The 18,712-nt window shown below is 44.5% G+C and carries 16 protein-coding genes; 14 read left to right on the top strand and 2 right to left on the bottom strand.

Features of this window, described 5'->3' with window-relative positions:
- Nucleotides 1–103: 103 nt before the first annotated feature.
- The gene (locus tag NST38_RS21375; RefSeq protein WP_076250731.1) at nucleotides 104–1,375 is read left to right on the top strand and encodes an ABC transporter substrate-binding protein; all 1,272 of its coding nucleotides are present in this window, start codon (nucleotides 104–106) and stop codon (nucleotides 1,373–1,375) included.
- A gap of 23 nt (nucleotides 1,376–1,398) precedes the next feature.
- Here NST38_RS21375 and NST38_RS21370 read toward each other — a convergent pair whose 3' ends face one another.
- The gene (locus NST38_RS21370) at nucleotides 1,399–2,478 is read right to left on the bottom strand and encodes a hypothetical protein (RefSeq protein ID WP_076250733.1); all 1,080 of its coding nucleotides are present in this window, start codon (nucleotides 2,476–2,478) and stop codon (nucleotides 1,399–1,401) included.
- Between the two features lie 184 nt (nucleotides 2,479–2,662).
- The gene (locus NST38_RS21365; RefSeq protein WP_017687281.1) at nucleotides 2,663–2,899 is read right to left on the bottom strand and encodes a DUF2626 domain-containing protein; all 237 of its coding nucleotides are present in this window, start codon (nucleotides 2,897–2,899) and stop codon (nucleotides 2,663–2,665) included.
- A gap of 314 nt (nucleotides 2,900–3,213) precedes the next feature.
- Between NST38_RS21365 and NST38_RS21360 the strand changes: the two genes are divergently transcribed.
- From NST38_RS21360 to NST38_RS21300, 13 genes are all read left to right on the top strand, one after another.
- Nucleotides 3,214–3,864, top strand: coding sequence for an RsfA family transcriptional regulator (locus NST38_RS21360; protein WP_036674824.1), 651 nt, complete (start codon nucleotides 3,214–3,216; stop codon nucleotides 3,862–3,864).
- Between the two features lie 151 nt (nucleotides 3,865–4,015).
- The gene (locus tag NST38_RS21355; protein WP_341344055.1) at nucleotides 4,016–4,975 is read left to right on the top strand and encodes a ketopantoate reductase family protein; all 960 of its coding nucleotides are present in this window, start codon (nucleotides 4,016–4,018) and stop codon (nucleotides 4,973–4,975) included.
- Complete coding sequence (locus NST38_RS21350) at nucleotides 4,975–5,349, top strand: DUF3397 domain-containing protein (protein ID WP_036674826.1); 375 nt, start codon at nucleotides 4,975–4,977, stop codon at nucleotides 5,347–5,349. Before NST38_RS21355 ends, NST38_RS21350 begins: the two co-directional genes overlap by 1 nt.
- 153 nt (nucleotides 5,350–5,502) lie before the next feature.
- Nucleotides 5,503–7,200 (top strand): peptide ABC transporter substrate-binding protein, encoded by a 1,698-nt coding sequence (locus tag NST38_RS21345; RefSeq protein WP_076250737.1) that lies wholly within the window; start codon nucleotides 5,503–5,505, stop codon nucleotides 7,198–7,200.
- Nucleotides 7,201–7,389: 189 nt separating this feature from the next.
- A complete protein-coding gene (locus NST38_RS21340) occupies nucleotides 7,390–8,322 on the top strand; it encodes an ABC transporter permease (RefSeq protein WP_036614893.1) in 933 nt (310 codons plus the stop codon).
- 47 nt (nucleotides 8,323–8,369) lie between these two features.
- The gene (locus tag NST38_RS21335) at nucleotides 8,370–9,251 is read left to right on the top strand and encodes an ABC transporter permease (protein WP_370511422.1); all 882 of its coding nucleotides are present in this window, start codon (nucleotides 8,370–8,372) and stop codon (nucleotides 9,249–9,251) included.
- Between the two features lie 17 nt (nucleotides 9,252–9,268).
- Nucleotides 9,269–11,038, top strand: a complete 1,770-nt coding sequence (locus NST38_RS21330; RefSeq protein WP_036614890.1) for an ABC transporter ATP-binding protein — start codon at nucleotides 9,269–9,271, stop codon at nucleotides 11,036–11,038.
- A gap of 157 nt (nucleotides 11,039–11,195) precedes the next feature.
- Nucleotides 11,196–12,827, top strand: a complete 1,632-nt coding sequence (bshC, locus tag NST38_RS21325) for a bacillithiol biosynthesis cysteine-adding enzyme BshC (RefSeq protein ID WP_076250739.1) — start codon at nucleotides 11,196–11,198, stop codon at nucleotides 12,825–12,827.
- 44 nt (nucleotides 12,828–12,871) lie between these two features.
- Complete coding sequence (locus NST38_RS21320) at nucleotides 12,872–14,137, top strand: adenosylhomocysteinase (RefSeq protein WP_036614885.1); 1,266 nt, start codon at nucleotides 12,872–12,874, stop codon at nucleotides 14,135–14,137.
- Between the two features lie 273 nt (nucleotides 14,138–14,410).
- Nucleotides 14,411–14,848, top strand: a complete 438-nt coding sequence (mraZ, locus tag NST38_RS21315; protein WP_017687291.1) for a division/cell wall cluster transcriptional repressor MraZ — start codon at nucleotides 14,411–14,413, stop codon at nucleotides 14,846–14,848.
- Between the two features lie 18 nt (nucleotides 14,849–14,866).
- On the top strand, nucleotides 14,867–15,817 hold the full coding sequence (gene rsmH, locus NST38_RS21310) for a 16S rRNA (cytosine(1402)-N(4))-methyltransferase RsmH (RefSeq protein ID WP_076250741.1): 951 nt from the start codon (nucleotides 14,867–14,869) through the stop codon (nucleotides 15,815–15,817).
- A gap of 27 nt (nucleotides 15,818–15,844) precedes the next feature.
- Entirely contained in the window at nucleotides 15,845–16,273 is a 429-nt protein-coding gene (locus NST38_RS21305) for a hypothetical protein (RefSeq protein ID WP_076250743.1), read from the top strand.
- Between the two features lie 12 nt (nucleotides 16,274–16,285).
- A complete protein-coding gene (locus NST38_RS21300) occupies nucleotides 16,286–18,619 on the top strand; it encodes a penicillin-binding transpeptidase domain-containing protein (RefSeq protein ID WP_076250745.1) in 2,334 nt (777 codons plus the stop codon).
- Nucleotides 18,620–18,712: the final 93 nt, after the last annotated feature.

The raw sequence follows: 18,712 nt of genomic DNA, 5'->3' as shown, positions 1-18,712 counted from the left end.
AAAAATCCGAAAAAGTGTTTTTCGGCAGGGTAGGACAAGAGTACTACTTATTTGTTACAATAATTGCTGCAGGAAAAAACTAGGTGAACAGGGAGGGAAGTTAATGAAGCGTAGACATCAGGTTGTTTTATTCGCGGTATTGCTGCTTTCGTTAACGATCTTGTCACCGAGTTTTGACTTTAGAGGTTCGCAGCTCAATCAGGAACGCGATCAGGAGAAGGATGCTTTTCCTGGGTCTTCGTCCCGTAATGAAGATGCTCAAGCTCCGCTGGAGATTGTAGTGGCCATGTCGGATGAAGAGTTTCAAGCCTTTCAAAAGATAGCCAAAGAAGTTGCTGCCTCCCAGCTGGTAGAGATTAATCTTCGGAATGAGAAGCCGGATACATATAAGCATGTTTTGGATCTTGAATTTTCACTAGGGGAGAACGGTGATGTTGTTCTGCTTGATAGTGAGGAAGTGCAATACTATGCCCAAAAAGGGTACCTGTATCCGTTAAACGGAACAACATTATCGAAGTCGCTAGGAGATACGGTAGTTGGGTTACGGGGAATGACAGAGTGGAATGGTTATCAGTGGGGAATGCCTTTTGATTTTGATCCGTACATTCTGGCTACACAATCTTCATTTCTGAAGAGAGCTGGTCTGGAGTCATTACCCCGCAATAAAGATCAGTGGGTCAAACTTACTCAACAAGCCGTTGCGGAAGGCACCCCTTTAATTACAATGAACATCAATGATATGTACGGGACAAATGCGTGGCTGAATCATTTGGAACCGAAAATGGCACCAGACCAAGTTAAACGAACACAGATAGATTCGCAAACGGGGAATCTTCAGCAGGGGATTCAGTTGATGAATCAGATTCAGCCCCTTATTAAGCTGGAGTCTACCAATTCAGAGTTCTCTCCAACTGCTGACCAGAACGGCACACCGATGGTTGTATCATTGTTATCTCAATTATTAAGTGCGGATCAAGCGAGTGCAGTTGATAAAGATTCTTTGGAGCGGATTTCTTTCGAAACCTTGGAAACCGTAAACTCCAGAAGCCTTGTTATTACTGCGGGGTCGGTTGAGGCTGAGGAGGCCAGTAGATGGATTGAAGGAATGACGTCCGCTACGACACAGCTGAAATGGTACCAACAGGTTAACCGGTTGCCCGCAAAGCAACAGGAGCTGGATATGGAGTCTGAGAAACTCGTTGGACGTTATGACATGACAAAGGGACAATCCTGGTTCCCGACCACCCAAGATGTCCCTGCTGCAACGACCGAAAGTCATGCTCTAATAACTCGTTTTCATAAAAAAGTACAACAATTCTTAAAGGGTGAAATTACAGCGAATCAATACGTAGACAGTATTAAAACAACGAATTAACTTTAAGTTCGTGTTCAACCTCTTTAAAAGGATATAGCTAGTTTTACTTCCAGTATGCCTTCACTTGTCGAAACATCGGTTGCTTTCACAAACGAGAGGATTTTCTGTGGATAGAACCCAAGGTCAAATTCTCTTTCCAGCATTCGGCGAGTGGTGTCTGGTAATTCAAGCTGGTTGAATACAAGTTTGTCCACATGAAAACGAATGGAGTTTTGCGGTTCATTTTCAACCGTATAATGTCCTTCAATGCTTAATTGCAACTGATCCCGCTGACCGGAAGCTATAATCTTATCCTGATTAAACTGAAAGGCAAAGTCTTCAAAGATTGGATTTTGGGAACGTAGAAATGCATTAAGCTCATCCTGTCCAATTCGAATCGTATACGTTGTTCCAGTCGTGGATATTCCTCCGTTTTGTTTTTGGATAAAATCGGGCAGGTTCTGCATGGCAGATGCCAATGCTTTGAAATATCGTTTCACCTCATAGATGCCGATATTCTCCCAATAGAGGGTTAATTCATCCATCAGTTTCTGAATCGCTGCCGCATCTCCGCTGGTGGCTATTTGGGCATCCACTTCTTTTTCCAAGGCGACTACACGTTCCCGCTGGTTTTGAAGATTAGTCTTCATTTCGGTTAATTCTGTTGTAGTCTGACGAATCTGAGTGGAAGTCTGTTGCAGGGTGCGATAACGGTCCTGATACTTGTCCAGCACAGCCTGATCCCGTCCGATAATAATCTGGTAATAATCATACAGTACAAACAGGTCTTTGAATGACCTGGCTCCCAGGACCGTCATGAGGAGGCTGTCGCGTTCTCCTGTGTAGTAGGACCTCACTACAGCTCCGGCCCGATCTTGCTGAATATGTATCTGCTCTTCCTGTTCCTGCAGCTGGACGGATAATGTCTCGTGTTGTTGACCCAGCTGCTTCTGCCTTTCGGTGATGCGTTCGATTTCATGATCGATTTCAACGATGGATAGACTTTTTTGTAATATCTCACGTGTATCCTCAGGTGAAGACTCTCCATAGGCATAGGCTAAAGGTAGCTGGAGGAATAAAATGATGCATAATATAAAGGCGGAAATGCCGTGTTGATGTTTCACCGATCCATTCTCCTTTCCACTTCTTAAATGACAATCGTACAGGCTTGTTGTCTTCCAGACAATATATGAAACAAATACGTGAAATATCCTTAGTGGTTACATAACACCATGAGCATTCATTTAATCTGAACACAACAAAAAAGCAACCCGACAGATATCGGATCACTTTGATGCTGCAGGTGGATTAGAGCGGCAACCCCATTTCGAATACGGTCCAGTAGCTGAACCCCGTGAATGTTACGATCATATAACCCCAGAAGAGCAATATGTACGTTCGCTCGGTAAATTTCAAGTATCCCAAAATGACAAAAAACGCAGTCTGCAGGAAAAAAAGCAAAGCCATTTCGACCAGATCTCCTGCAAAAGCCATCAGGCCAATTGCAAGCGTGAAGAACCCGAGTACCCGAAACATGCGTGCCACGGTAAATCCTCCTCTCCTAAGTACGTTCATAGATTGTCTACACAACATTATACCGGGAAAGGAAAAACGTGTAAACAAATTTGGATATGAAAGCGAATTCTTTTTTTGCTCAAAGTAAGTATAGAAGGATATGTTTTACATATGTCACGTATGAGCAAGCCTGAATGTGGAAATACATTTTAGTATGAAATCAATTCTATGAACTCTATGAGAGGCATAAGAATGAATGAAGCAGCTTTTATACCTAATTCACATACCGGGCTTCCGGTAATGCGGACGGTTATTTTAGGATGTTGTTAGGAGGGTATTATAGCATGACTGCAGTGAGACAGGATGCTTGGAGTACAGAGGACGATTTGATATTGGCTGAGGTTACTTTGCGTCATATTCGGGAAGGCAGTACACAATTGGCCGCTTTTGAAGAGGTGGGCGAAAAAATAGGCAGAACATCTGCCGCATGCGGTTTTCGCTGGAACAGTTGTGTACGTAAAAAGTATGATTCTGCCATCAGTAACGCCAAGGCACAACGACAAAAACGAAGTTATCTCAGAAAGCAACCAGCTATGCTCGGACCGCAGGTTGCAGCACTGTCTACACTGGACACTGAAGAACATCTGTACAAATCAGATGGGATCTCAGACGATTCATTATCGATGGATGCAGTAATCCGCTTCCTGCGACAATGGAAGGGAACGGTGCAGGAGAGTAGTCGTCAACTCAAGATGCTGGAGAAGGAGCTTCGGGAGAAAGAAGATGAATTGCTTGAACTACGTCTTGAGAATGACCGTCTCTCCAAGGAAGTGAATGAAGTACAGACGGATTACCGTGTGGTGAATGACGACTACAAAGCTTTGATTCAGATTATGGATCGGGCTCGCAGACTCGCATTTTTGTCCGAAGAAGAAGAGGAACTTAAGACACGTTTCAAGATGGATGCCAACGGGAATCTGGAACGAATTGAATAACAAATTCAGACGTTTGATTTGTGAAAGTCAGGTATGAACCCGCCACACCTCCGTTACACAACGGCAGGTATGACGGGTTTTTAGTTTGGTGTTTTTGTTCTATTATAGATAATAGAAGGAGAAACTACTGAAGCGGAGAGGAGTGCATCATATGATCATTGACATCGTAGGAGCGGGGGCACTTGGTCTTTTGTATGGCGGGAAACTGCTGGCGTCAGGTAACCAGGTCAGATTTTGGACCAGAACAACAGCTCAGGCAGACCTCCTCAGCCATAATGGAGTAACCATTGTGGAACAAGACGAGGAGATACATATTCTACCGGATCAAATACAGGCGAAACCAATAAGTAAGCTGACTGACACATGGAAGAACACACAAGGAGAATGGTTACTGCTCATGGTTAAGCAGACAAGCATTGATGATTTCATTGATGAGATTAGTCCATTACAAGATCATGTGCTGAATGTCGCTTGTTTTCAGAATGGGATGGGCCATCTTACAAAACTTCAAGCAGCTTTGCCAAAGTCGTTTCTGTGTAGTGCGGTTACAACAGAAGGTGCGAAGCGAACACAAAGTCAGGTGACTCGTGCAGGTACAGGTGAAACTAGGCTGGGGAGGTACAACATACATATAGGAGCTTCTACCTCTATAGAGGAGCAGAGAACATTTACTCTGTCGGGATCGTTGCAGCAGGCAGGATTTGACTGTACAGTGTCGAATGAAATCGATAAGCTGATATACAAAAAACTATTGATTAATTCAGTCATTAACCCGCTCACGGCACTATGGCGAATCCCTAATGGAGAATTGATCGTCAAGGAAGAACGAAAGAGGCTAATGCGCCAGTTATATGATGAAGTATTGTTAATCTACTCTGCAAGTGGAATATGTTTGGATCAGGATATGTGGGATCAACTGATATCGGTTTGTCGTTCTACTGCCACGAATACTTCCTCCATGCTTGCAGATGTTCTCGCTGGACGTGGTACAGAAGTGAGGTCAATTAACGGTCATATTGTAAAGATGGCACAGAAGTTGGACCTTTTTGCACCTACACATGAAATACTGCTTCATCTGATTGAAGGAATGCAACCGGAAGGAGTGAATTAATGGGACTTTTTATTGTGTTGAGCATATTGCCCTTTTTTCCGTTCTTTCTTGTCTATTGGGGCATGTACGTATGGAAAAAAGACAAACGTAAAGCATTGCGAATGGCAATGGATGTAACCACTTTTTTTCTTGTATTTTCAGTTTCAGCGTTATTCAACTTAACATTTGATTCGAATTTTGGTTTTTATCTGACATTAATACTCATACTAGTAGCACTTGGATTCATCGGGGGTGCGCAAAATCGACTAAAAGGGAAGGTCGATAGGGGTAGAATGTTCCGGGCCGTATGGCGCATGTCTTTCGTTATCATGAGTTTCGGGTATGTTTTGTTTACTTTATTTGGATTATTTAGATACTTCATGCAACTGATGTAAGGTTACATAACGCAAAAGAGGCAAAAAATGTGTCGATTTTGTCGAAAACTGAAAAAAACATTACTTTCTGAAAAAGTAATGTAGATTTTTTTGACCGGTGGTTGTATAATCTATAAACATATAAACCATATCAATTTAGGGGGAACGTGTTAGATGAAAAGGAAAAGTCTATTAGTCCTTTTGACGCTGATTTTGGCGTTCGGTACCGTACTTGCAGCGTGCGGATCGAAAAACGAAGGCACAGGTAACACCGATACTGGTTCTGCAAACGAAGGAAATGGTCTTGCTAAAGATCAAATTCTGAAAATCAACCTGTCAGCTGAACCTCCTACGTTGGACCCGGCTCAAGCAAAAGACAGCCAAACCAACACAGTTCTGAAATTCTTGTACGAAGGTCTTGTACGCATTGATGCTGATGGTAAAGAACAAGCAGGCGTAGCTAAAGACTGGAAAATTTCCGAAGATGGTTTGAAATATGTTTTCAACCTGAACCCGGAAGCTAAATGGAGCAACGGTGATGCAATCACTGCCGAAGACTTTGTTCGTTCTTGGGAACGTGCTTTGAAACCGGAAACAGCTTCTCCATATGCATACCAATTGTACTACATTAAAGGTGCTGAAGGTTACAACCTCAGCAAAGATGAAACATACAAAGGTACTAAAGTCACAGATTTCTCACAAGTAGGCGTTAAAGCTAATGATGAGCACACATTGGAAGTAACGTTGGAAAACCCAACACCTTACTTCTTGGGTCTGACAGCATTCTACACGTACTACCCAGTACATGCATCTGCTGACACCAATGACAAATTCTTCACAGACTACAAAAACATGATCGTTAACGGACCATTTGTAATGGATCAATACTCTAAAGGTCAAAAAATTGTTGTGAAGAAAAACGATGGTTACCATGCAGCTGCCGATATTAAATTGGCTCAAATCGATATGTCTCTGACAAACAGCAGTGCTTCCGAACTGCAAGCTTACAAATCAGGACAATTGGACTACACTGGTGCACCTAACGGTGAAATTCCATCCGACCAAATTCCTTCTGTAAAAGCGGAATTGCCGGACGAGTTCAAAGCTACTGGTATTGCAAGTACGTACTACTATCAGTTCAACGTAAACGAAGCACCATTTAACAACGTAAAAATCCGTAAAGCATTTGCAATGGCAATTCAGCGTCAGCTGATTGTTGACAAAGTTACACAAGGTGGACAAATTCCAGCATTCGGCTTTGTACCTCCAGGTATCCGTGGTGAAAACGGCGAATTCCGTGATGAGCACAAAGACGATTACTTCACAGAAAATGTTGAAGAAGCTAAAGCATTGCTTGCTGAAGGTATGAAAGAAGAAGGTTACACAACATTGCCAGCTGTTACGTTGATCTACAACACTAGTGATGGTCACGCGAAAATCGCTTTGGCGGTTGCTGACATGTGGAAACAAAATCTTGGTGTTGATGTGAAAACAGAAAACCAAGAGTGGGGCGTATTCCTTGAGAACCGTCAAAACCAAAACTTCCAAGTAGCTCGTGCAGGTTGGTCTGCTGACTACAACGATCCATACAACTTCTTGGAAATGTGGACTACTGGAAACACAAACAATGATTCCAAATTCAGCAACGAACAGTATGACAAAGATGTTAAAGAAACTGTAAAATCTGCTGATCCAGCTGCACGTATGGCTGCATTTGCTGACGCTGAGAAAATCCTGATTCAAGATGAAATGGGCGTTATGCCAATCTATTATTACACTAACGTATCTTTGACTAAGCCTTACCTGAAAGGTGTACAACTTGATTTCAGTGGAGCTATTGACTACACTCGTGCATATCTGGAAGAGAAATAAGTTGTTCTGAAGTCTAATATGAATACTTCGGGATATATATGTGGAATTCCATATATATCCCGATTTTTTGTATGTGCACCGATTTTCCTTATAATTCTTGAAATTTCCGATAAATGGATTGGACTTTATTTCTGTCTAATTCTACAATCGATTTGTATACAAAATATTGTTTGTGGAGGTGTGCAAGGGTTGGTTAAGTATGTGTTGAAAAAACTATTATTTATGCTGCTATCGCTTTTCATACTCGCATCTGCAACCTTCTTCCTGATGAAGGCTATTCCGGGTGACCCTTTTACATCTGAGAAAAAAGTATCGCCTGAAATTCGGGTCTTGCTGGAACAGAAGTATGGATTGGACAAACCGATGTATGAACAATACCTGAAGTATATGGGTGGAATCATTAAGGGAGATTTCGGAGTCTCAATGAAATATCTCAATCGAGATGTAGCCGGAATGATCGGCGAAACATTCACCGCTTCGCTGAAGCTTGGAGTGTTTGCAATTGTTATCTCCATTATCGTGGGTGTTCTGCTGGGCCTTATTGCTGCAGTTTACCATCGTAAACTCATTGATGATATCACGATGATCCTGGCTGTCATAGGGATAGCTGTTCCGAGCTTCTTGCTTGCGTCACTATTGCAGTACCTCTTTGCTACTAAATTAGGCTGGTTTAACGTTATGGGCTTTGATGGTCCATTGGATTATGTTCTTCCGGTTGCAGCGTTATCTGCATCTCCGATTGCTTTTATCGCTCGTTTGACGCGTTCGAGCATGCTTGAAGTCTTACATGCAGATTATATCAAAACAGCTAAAGCCAAAGGTCTGAAGTGGCCTGCAATTATGTTTAAACACGTTGTAAGAAACGGTATTCTACCAGTAGTAACTTATGTTGGTCCAATGACAGCGAATATCATCACAGGTTCCGTTGTAATTGAACAGATCTTTAACATCGGGGGAATTGGTAAAGTATTCGTAGAGAGTATCACAAACCGTGATTACACTATGATCATGGGGATTACGATTTTCTATGGTATCCTCCTGATGTTGGCTCGTTTCTTTACGGATATCGCTTACGTGCTGATTGATCCTAGAATTAAGCTGGAAAGCCGGAAGGGGGCATAACGTTGTCTGGCACGAATAATAAAAAGAATGAAACGGCGAACACGAACCTGACTAGTCAGGCAGCGGTTAAACCGCAAGAAAGTGTATCCCTTTTTAAAGATGCCATGTACAGACTTGCAACCAATAAGGCTGCAATGATCAGTCTGAGCGTGTTGGTTCTTGTCGTGATTTTCTCTTTGATTGGTCCAACTTCTTTGTTTACAAGTTATAATTATTATTCCAATGATTTGTTGAATGCCAATGCAGCACCGAGTGCGGAGCACTGGTTCGGTACGGACGAGCTTGGTCGCGACGTGTGGGTAAGAACTTGGGTAGGAGCACGTGTATCCCTTACTGTAGGTTTGGCCGCAGCCTTGATTGACCTTGTTATCGGGGTTATTTATGGAGCGATCATGGGTTTCTATGGTGGACGTGTAGATGGAATTATGAACAAGTTTTCCGAAATCCTCTACTCCTTGCCGTACATGCTTGTTGTAATTTTGTTGCTGGTTGTACTGGAACCAAGTCTGACAACGATTATCATTGCCCTCACCATCACAGGCTGGATCAGCATGTCATGGATTGTGCGTGGTGAAATTATGCAACTCAAAAACAGAGACTTTATTCTTGCTGCAAGGTCCATGGGAGCAAGCACAGGGCGTCAATTGTTCCGTCATTTGTTGCCCAATGCAATAGGACCGATTCTTGTAACATTGACGTTGTCCATTCCAAATGCAATCTTTGCTGAAGCGTTCCTGAGCTTCCTTGGATTGGGTGTATCAGCACCAAGATCTTCACTTGGTTCTATGATCAATGATGCACTTACAGGCTGGACGCTATTCCCGTGGCGGATGTGGTTCCCAGCAGGTCTGATGGTTCTTACAATGCTTGCATTTAACTTGCTCGGAGACGGTCTGCGTGACGCACTCGATCCGAAATTACGTAAATAGAAACAGGAGGTGGGATTATGGAGCCGATTTTAACTGTCAAAGACCTGAGTGTGTCGTTCTCAACACGTTCTGGTGAATTTGATGCCGTTAAACATGTGAGTTTTGAACTTGGCAAAGGAGAGACGCTGGGGATCGTAGGTGAATCGGGTAGTGGTAAGAGTGTTACCGCCCAAACCATCATGAAATTGATTCCCTCCCCGCCTTCGAAGGTCAAAAGCGGAGAAATTACTTTTCACGGGCAAGACCTGCTGAATAAGACAGACAAACAAATGGAAGCGATTCGTGGTAAAGATATCGGTATGATCTTCCAAGATCCAATGACTTCATTGAATCCTACCATTAAAATTGGTAAACAAATTACTGAAGTATTGCGCAAGCATCAGAACATGTCCAAACAAGCGGCGAATAAAGCGGCTTTGGAGATGCTGGAACTTGTAGGTATCAAGAATGCGGCTATCCGCATGAATCATTATCCTCACCAATTCTCTGGTGGTATGCGTCAGCGTGCCATGATTGCGATCGCGCTTGCATGTCGTCCATCCCTCCTGATTGCGGATGAACCGACAACTGCACTTGACGTTACAATTCAGGCTCAAATTCTGGATGTCATGAAAGACATGCAGCAAAAGCTTGGAACATCGATCATGCTGATTACGCATGACCTTGGTGTCGTAGCGGGTATGTGTGACCGTGTTGTTGTTATGAAGGAAGGCGAAGTTGTTGAAACAGGAACAACTGCAGAAATCTTTAGTAACCCTCAACATCCATACACCATTAAATTGCTGAATGCCTTGCCACGTCTGGACGAGCCCAAAAAGGAAAAACCAGCTCCAGCTGGTATTATCAAAGGCAGCAATAAGCCTCTGGTACAAGTGAAAAACTTGAAACAGTACTTTAATTTGGGTAAAGGTAACATTCTCAAAGCGGTCAATGACGTAAGCTTTGATATCTTTGAAGGTGAAACACTTGGCGTTGTAGGCGAGTCTGGCTGTGGTAAATCCACAACAGGTCGTACCATTCTGCGTCTTTATGAGCCAACTGGCGGAAATGTTAACTTCAACGGAACGGATATCTACAAGTTGTCCCCGCGCAAAATGAAAGAAATGCGTAAAGATATGCAGATGATCTTCCAAGATCCATATGCATCTCTTAACCCGCGTTTCAATGTTATGGATATTATCGGGGAGTCACTCGATATTCATGGTCTGGCTTCCAGCTCTAAAGAGCGCAAGAGACGAGTGGAGGAACTGCTTGATCTGGTAGGTTTGAATCCAAGTCATGCACTTCGTTATCCACATGAATTCTCCGGTGGTCAAAGACAACGGATCGGGATTGCGCGTGCGCTTGCTGTAGACCCTAAATTCATCATCTGTGATGAGCCATTGTCTGCACTGGATGTATCCATTCAGGCGCAGGTCGTTAAATTGCTTGAAGAGCTTCAGCAACGTCTCGGCTTGACATACCTGTTTATTGCGCATGACTTGTCAATGGTTAAACATATCAGTGACCGTGTAGCTGTAATGTACATGGGTAAAGTGGTTGAGCTCGCAGAAAGTGAAGAACTATATGCGAACCCTGTCCACCCTTACACCAAAACATTGCTTTCCGCGATCCCTGTACCTGATCCGGAAGTGGAAGCGAACAAACGTCGCATCTTGCTGCCAGAAGAGCATATGAGCCCGATTCAGAACGGATCTGGCGGTCCTGCAAATGATCCGTACAACCTGGAAAATTCTCAATTGATTGAGGTTTCCAAAGGTCACTGGGTTGCAGAACCTTACGTATAATAGGAATATTAAAGCGATATGCTATTATTGATGTATTAAATGCCGCCGACTCGTTCGGCGGTTTTTTTCGTATTTTAATTACTTTCTTTTGACGAAGCGGCCCTGAATTCGGTACAATCAAGAAAGGCTCTTTGAAGCAGAATAGGAGGCAGACCTCATGAACGGTATTACCGAGGCACTCCGCAGCGGATCAAGACTTGCAGAAGATTATATCTGTTCAAGAGATGCTGCGCGTGGCCTTTACGAGTATGACATTCGCTGGGAATCAGGACTTCAGGCGCGTGCCGAGTGGCTGGACCAATCGGAAAACACACGTATTGATCGTCGTGATCTGGCAGAGTATTTACGTATATATAATAAGCGGGTGAACGACCATGGAGAGGTTCATGCGTCCATCACACGTCTTGCAGAACAAGATGCACTAGTGGTTACAGGAGGACAGCAGAGCGGTCTGCTCACCGGACCACTGTTCGTCATATACAAAGCCGCCAGCGTAGTGGCAGCTGCGCGTGAAGCGGAAGAAAGACTTCAACGCCCGGTAGTCCCAGTATTTTGGATTGCCGGTGAAGACCATGACTGGGATGAGGTTAACCACACATATCTACCTGATCGTCAGGGAGACATGAACAAGGTTAAGTTACAAGGACGATTCGCAGGAAGGGATTCTGTGAGTAATGTTCATGTGGATACGCAGCAGTGGATGAATGTACTCGAACAGGTGGAACATCTTTTACCTGATACGATACATAAACCAGGACTGATGAAATGCATCACAGAGATCCATCAATCCAGTTCAAATCTGAGTGATGCATTTGCCCGCATGATATCTGCTTTGTTTGCCAGCAGTGGACTTGTTCTAATGGATGCATCGGATCCAGATTTACGCAGGTTGGAACAGCCCGTGTTTGAGCGGTTGATACGAAAAAATGAAGTGCTGCGCAGCGCATACACTCAAGGTGCTTCGCTGGTACAACAAGCTGGTTATGCTATGCCTGCCGAAGTGGCGGAGGATGGAGCTAATCTGTTCTACATTCATGAAGGTACGCGTCTGCTCTTGTTGTTGAAGGACGGTTTATATAGTGATCGCAAAGGTTTGGTTTCTTTTACAGAGGAACGTTTGCTTCAAGAACTGGGAGAACATCCGGAGCGCTTCAGTAACAACGTATTGACACGACCATTAATGCAAGATTCCGTGCTGCCTGTAGCCGCTGTTATTTTGGGGCAAGGTGAAATTGCATATTGGGGTTTGACTCGGGAAGCATTCCGTCAGTTCGGACTGCAAATGCCCATTTTGTTGCCGCGGTTGTCTTTCACCATTATGGAAGATATTCATCACAAACATATGAAACAATATGGACTTTCTTTTCAGGATGTTCAATATCATATGGAAGAAAAGAAAGAGCAGTGGCTCGCACAGCAGGAGACGTTCCAGGTAGATGAACAGTTTGACAAGGTTCAGGAAGCGTTTCTTGATCTGTATGGACCGTTGCTTGATGAGATCGCGGAGATTCATCCGGGGCTGGAACGAATTGGCGATACCAATTTGAGTAAAATCAACGAGCAAATGCAGTATCTGAAACAGCAGACTCACAAAGCTATCGAAGATAAACATAACGTGAGTCTAAGGCACTGGCACGGCATTCAGAACTCCTTATTCCCAACGGGCAAACCACAGGAACGAGTACATAATGCACTCTTTTACCTGAATCGTTATGGCACCGAGTGGATCGATGAACTGATTAAGGCCTCAAGCGAATTCCTTGGAGAGCACAAGGTCATTGCACTGTAGAGCCCTTTATAATAGAAGAAACACATAAACGAGGAGGATATGAAATGACTACACCTGCATTGCAAAACAGTATTGTTAAAGATATGGGACTCGCTTCAGAGGGTCACCTGAAAATTGATTGGGTAGAAGCGCATATGCCGGTACTAAACCGCATTCGTCGCCAGTTCGAACAGGATCTGCCCTTCAAAGGTTTGAAGGTTGCCATCTGTCTTCATCTGGAAGCGAAAACAGCTTACTTGGCAAAAGTGATCCAAGCGGGTGGTGCAGAAGTAACAATTACGCATAGCAATCCATTGTCTACACAAGATGATGTTTGCGCAGCATTGGTGGAAGACGGGGTTACGGTGTATGCGAAGTACAATCCGGAGCCTGCGGAATTCAAATCACTGCAACTGCGTGCGCTTGAGGTGAAGCCTGATCTCATTATTGATGATGGTGGAGACTTTGCAACCATTATTGCATCCGAGCGCCCTGACCTCGCAGCAACAATTCGCGGAGGAGCAGAAGAAACGACAACGGGTATTATCCGTTTGAAAGCATTGGCGAAAGAAGGCCAATTGAAGTTTCCGATGGTTGCGGTTAATGACGCATACTGCAAGTATCTGTTTGACAATCGCTACGGTACTGGACAATCTGCATTCGACGGGATTATTCGTACAACTAACTTGGTTATCGCTGGTAAAAACGTAGTGGTAGCAGGTTATGGCTGGTGTGGTAAAGGTGTAGCGATGCGCGCCAAAGGTCTTGGTGCAAATGTGATCGTAACCGAGATCGATCCAATCAAAGCGGTAGAAGCACACATGGACGGGTTCCGGGTCATGACGATGGTGGAAGCCGCCAAATTGGGCGATTTCTTTATCGCAGTTACAGGCAATAAGGATGTTATCACAGGTGAGCATTACGATGTGATGAAGGACGGAGCGATCCTGAGTAATGCAGGTCACTTTGATGTTGAAGTGAATAAACCTGAACTGGCTAAACGTTCGGAATCGATTCGCACAGTTCGTCGCAACATTGAGGAATATCGTTTCAAAGACGGTCGTAAAATGTATCTTCTTGCAGAAGGTCGTCTTGTGAACCTGGGTGCAGCAGATGGTCACCCTGCCGAAATCATGGATACGACGTTTGCTCTGCAGGCGCTTGGTCTGCGTTATGTAAGTGAGAATTATGAAAACTTGGGTAAAAACGTTGTTAATGTACCTTATGATATTGACCAGCAAGTTGCCAGCTATAAACTTGAAAGCCTGAATATTGGCATCGACTCCTTGTCAGCTGAGCAAGTGAAATACCTGGATAGCTGGAAATTTTAAGCACTATCCAATAATTACAAGCTGATGAAATGATTCAATAGGTATAGAATGGTTTATTGATGATATGGCTCATGTGCGGGTAGACATACGATTGCCCGTTTAAGGGAAGCGTCTTTGATCCTGAGTGACAGGATCAAGGACGTTTTTTTATGCTGAAAAATTAAAAAATCAAGTCATGCAAGAAGGGTTTTGATTTTTTTGTGCGAATCTATTATGCTTAGGTGGTGGAAAGTGGGGCAAAGTGGGAGAAACGGGTGAGGAGTGAGTGGGCCAATGTTTATGGGGGAGTTCCAACATAGCATTGATGATAAGGGTCGGGTTATCATTCCGGCTAAATTCCGCGAATCTCTGGGACCGTCTTTCGTTGTCACACGGGGTTTGGACCAGTGTCTTTTCGTGTACCCCATGGAGGAGTGGGGGGTCATGGAACAGAAGCTCAAAGCACTGCCATTGATGAAATCTGATGCACGTGCGTTTACCCGGTTTTTTTTCTCGGGTGCAACCGAATGTGAACTGGACAAACAGGGCAGGGTAAATCTGCCGGGCAATTTAAGAGAGTATGCCAAGCTGGACAAGGATTGTGTTGTTCTTGGCGTGTCGAACCGGGTGGAGATTTGGAGCAAAGGCATATGGGAGAGTTATTTCAATCAATCCGAAGAAGCATTCAACGACATTGCCGAAAAGCTGGTCGATTTTAATTTTGATTTATAAAGTCAGGAGGGGTGCAGGTTGTTTCACCACATAACCGTACTCAAAGAAGAGGCAACAGAGGGATTAAACATCAAGCAGGACGGTATATACGTGGACTGCACTTTAGGCGGTGGCGGACATAGCTCCGTGATTGCTTCCAAGCTCGGTCCAGGGGGACGTCTGATCGCACTTGATCAGGATGATTGGGCTTTGGATAATGCTCGCGAGAAGCTCGCAGCTTATGGAGAACGTGTAACATTGGTGAAAACCAATTTTCGAGATCTGGAACAGGTACTCAAGGAACTGGATGTACCAATGAAGGATGGTGCACCACAGGTCGACGGTATTTTGTACGACTTGGGTGTGTCATCCCCGCAATTTGATGAAGGAGAACGTGGATTCAGTTACAATCACGATGCTCCGCTCGATATGCGAATGGACCAGGATGCAATGCTGACGGCCAAAGAGATTGTGAATGAGTGGCCAGAAGAAGAGATTGCTCGAATTTTGTATCGCTATGGTGAAGAGAAGTTTTCGAGAAGAATTGCCCGTGTTATCGTCGGAAAACGAGCGCAGTCTACCATTGAGACGACAGGTGAACTCGTGGAACTGATCAAGGAAGGCATCCCGGCGGCAGCTCGCCGTACAGGTGGACATCCTGCCAAACGCAGCTTCCAGGCATTACGCATTGCCGTCAACGATGAGTTGGGTGCGTTTGAAGAAGGCTTACATCAGGCTGTTCGTTGTCTGGCACCAGGAGGACGTGTATCTGTTATTACCTTCCACTCCCTTGAGGATCGGATATGTAAACAGATTTTCAGCAGTTATCTGGAAAAATGTACATGTCCACCCGATTTTCCGTTGTGTGTATGCGGCGGCAAGGGGAGCCTGCGTTTAGTTAACAGAAAACCGTTGATTCCAACGGAAACGGAATTGACCGAAAATTCACGTGCTCGTTCAGCCAAACTGCGCGTAGCCGAGAAATTGTAGATCAAGAGTGGAGGAGAGAATCGGAGTATGGCATATACACGTGGTAATCTCGCTGTAAAAGAAAAAGCGTCCCAGGAACGTGTGACCCAGCAACGATACAAAGAAACCACCAAAGTGGTGACCCGTCGTACGGGTCTTCCGGCACGCGAGAAAATTTTGTATCTGATTACCCTGGTTGCAGTTATCCTTGTTGGAGGAGCCTTGATGTCTCGTTATGCTCATATCTATGATTTGAACAAGCAGGCGCAGTCCACTATTTCGGATATTAAGGGGTATGAAAAGACGATTGCAGACCTGCAGGTGGAAAAAGAAACATTGAACAACCAGGTCATCGAAAATGCAAAACAACTTGGTTACGTTGAAGCTTCCGGTAAGGATGTCATTTATGTACCTCGCTCAACAAGTACGAAATCAACTGGTACTGAGTCGTCCTCGAATACAGGAAGCAGTAAGTAAAGAGGTGTTCCGATGATAAAAAGAATAAAGATGCGCACGTTGCTTATAGGGGGATGTATTACCCTCTTTTTTCTTGTACTCGTAACCCGAATCTTTTTCATTCAAGTTGTGAATGGCGGTGTATGGCAGGAACGGGCAGCCGGTTTGGTAGAGCGGGAACAGACGATTAAGGCTGCACGTGGAACGATTACGGATCGAAATGGTAATATTTTGGCTACCGATGCCCCTGCGTATACGGTTTCCGTTAATCCCCTCTTGATCGATGAACTCGGCATACAGGATGTTGTTACGGAGAAGCTCTCTGCCCTTCTAGGGAAAAATGAGAGTGAGATGCGTACTCTAGTTACAGCGAAGAATAAAGATGGTGATTTTTTTCAACAACGTGAAGTACGCAGTGAAGGATATAAGATAAGTCCAGAGCTTGCGGAAAAAGTCAACGAACTGCGTGAGGAATTACAAGAAGAGTACAAGGCTCGTAATGCAATTGTGATGGCTCAGGAGTCGAAGCGTTTTTACCCTGAAGAAACACTTGCTTCTCACCTCTTGGGGTATATGAGCCGTGATGGGAAAGCTGTCAATGGACTTGAAGTCTCATATGATGAAGCACTGACAGGCACAGATGGATATCTGAATTATCAGAAGGATGCCAAAGGCATTAAACTTCCGGATTCACAGGATAACTATCTGCCACCTCAGAACGGTAAGAACCTTACGCTGACCATCGATGATACGATCCAGTTCTACATTGAGGATGCAATGAAAGAAGCCGTTGCCAAGTATAATCCACTGAGCATGACGGTCATTGCTGCGGACCCAAACACGATGGAGATTCTAGGGATGGCGAACTGGCCAACCTTTAACCCGAATACGTATGGGAGTACACCTGATCAAAAGAATTTTATCAACCATGCTACCCAATCCATCTATGAGCCAGGTAGTACATTCAAAATAGTTACTCTAGCAGGGGCTGTTGAAGAAAAACTCTTCGATCCCAATGCAAGTTTTGAATCCAAACGCATGTATATCGGTGGTTTCCCGATTAGTGATAATGGTCATTCCTATGGTTGGATCTCGTATCTCGAAGGTGTCAAACGGTCAAGTAACATTGCTTTTGTTAACTTGGGTTACAACATGCTTGGCGGTGAACGTCTGCGTCATTACATAGACGAATTCGGTTTCGGCAAAAAGACGGGTATTGATCTGCCAAATGAGGCAGCGTCCCCGATCAAGCCACTGGTTTACAAATCCGAGATTGCTACGGCAGCCTATGGGCATGGTCTTGTACAGGTAACACCAATTCAACAGGTCGCAGCCATCTCTGCGATTGCCAACGGCGGCAAATTGTTGGAGCCACATCTGGTGAAGGAGATCAAGAACCCGAATGATGGAACAACGGAAGTCATCAAACCTAAAGTTGTCCGTCAGGTGATTTCCAAGGAATCTTCCAAACTGGTGAGCGGTTATCTGGAACAAGTGGTTGCAGATCAGACGATTGGTACCGGTCGTAACGCCTATATTGAAGGTTACCGTGTAGCTGGTAAGACAGGTACAGCAAGAAAGGTTGTTAACGGAGCATACAGCAAGTCAAAAGACGTTGTATCGTTTATTGGATTCGCGCCCGTGAATAATCCGAAGATTGCTATACTTGTTGTCATTGACCAACCGGATGGAACCAACATTGGGGGAGGAACCGCAGCTGCGCCGGTGTTCAAAAAGATTGTCAGCCAGACTCTTCAATACATGGGAATACCCAAAGATACAGCCAAAACTCCTGACAAAAAGTCAAAAGAAGTCTCTGTCGTGCAAGCCAAGGCGCCTGACTTGAGTGGCAAGACAGCCAAACAGGCCAGAAGCCAGCTTCTAAGCGCAGGTATTGCTTATGTGACTCTTGGTCAAGGTGATAATGTAATTCGGCAGTATCCGGTTGCTGGCGCCTCTATGAATCCAGGCCAACGAATCTATCTGCTAACGGAAGAAAGCAGCAAGATGAAGATTCCCGATCTAACAGGTGAATCTCTCCGGGATGCCCTTGAAGTACTTTCTCTCATGAAAGTGGGGGTTACGGTCAAGGGCGAGGGTTATGTCATGAAGCAAACCGAGCAGGTTGCAGGTGAACAGAGAACTGTACAGCTGAACTTGCAAACTGCCAAAGCTGCAGTGACAGGTATAGCCGATGAAGCTCCAATCTCTTCTGATCCGTCATCAGAAGCTGAAGTGAAGGAACAAGAGGCTTCGGGCGGAGAAGCTAAAACCGACGAAACAGACGAAACAGATAACAACAAGGCTCCTACCAATGAATCCGAATCCTCTGACGATCCAGCAACAAACGGAGCTACACTTCCTTAGGGAGCTCTGACAGCTTGTTCTAACCCCCGGTTGTCCTGAATATTCATGAATGGAACGAATGTCATGATTTTGGGACGAGTGGGGGGATCTTTT

The organism is Paenibacillus sp. FSL H8-0104 (genome assembly GCF_038050215.1).
Taxonomy (GTDB): domain Bacteria; phylum Bacillota; class Bacilli; order Paenibacillales; family Paenibacillaceae; genus Paenibacillus; species Paenibacillus amylolyticus.
This window is presented reverse-complemented; position numbering and strand designations above follow the sequence as displayed.

What these genes read in the sequence shown, in the direction of transcription:
- NST38_RS21375 (WP_076250731.1), top strand. Translation starts at nt 104, where the DNA reads ATGAAGCGTAGACATCAGGTTGTTTTATTCGCGGTATTGCTGCTTTCG.
- NST38_RS21330 (WP_036614890.1), top strand. Translation starts at nt 9,269, where the DNA reads ATGGAGCCGATTTTAACTGTCAAAGACCTGAGTGTGTCGTTCTCAACA.
- NST38_RS21345 (WP_076250737.1), top strand. Translation starts at nt 5,503, where the DNA reads ATGAAAAGGAAAAGTCTATTAGTCCTTTTGACGCTGATTTTGGCGTTC.
- NST38_RS21305 (WP_076250743.1), top strand. Translation starts at nt 15,845, where the DNA reads ATGGCATATACACGTGGTAATCTCGCTGTAAAAGAAAAAGCGTCCCAG.
- NST38_RS21360 (WP_036674824.1), top strand. Translation starts at nt 3,214, where the DNA reads ATGACTGCAGTGAGACAGGATGCTTGGAGTACAGAGGACGATTTGATA.
- NST38_RS21350 (WP_036674826.1), top strand. Translation starts at nt 4,975, where the DNA reads ATGGGACTTTTTATTGTGTTGAGCATATTGCCCTTTTTTCCGTTCTTT.
- NST38_RS21355 (WP_341344055.1), top strand. Translation starts at nt 4,016, where the DNA reads ATGATCATTGACATCGTAGGAGCGGGGGCACTTGGTCTTTTGTATGGC.
- NST38_RS21300 (WP_076250745.1), top strand. Translation starts at nt 16,286, where the DNA reads ATGATAAAAAGAATAAAGATGCGCACGTTGCTTATAGGGGGATGTATT.
- bshC (WP_076250739.1), top strand. Translation starts at nt 11,196, where the DNA reads ATGAACGGTATTACCGAGGCACTCCGCAGCGGATCAAGACTTGCAGAA.
- NST38_RS21320 (WP_036614885.1), top strand. Translation starts at nt 12,872, where the DNA reads ATGACTACACCTGCATTGCAAAACAGTATTGTTAAAGATATGGGACTC.
- mraZ (WP_017687291.1), top strand. Translation starts at nt 14,411, where the DNA reads ATGTTTATGGGGGAGTTCCAACATAGCATTGATGATAAGGGTCGGGTT.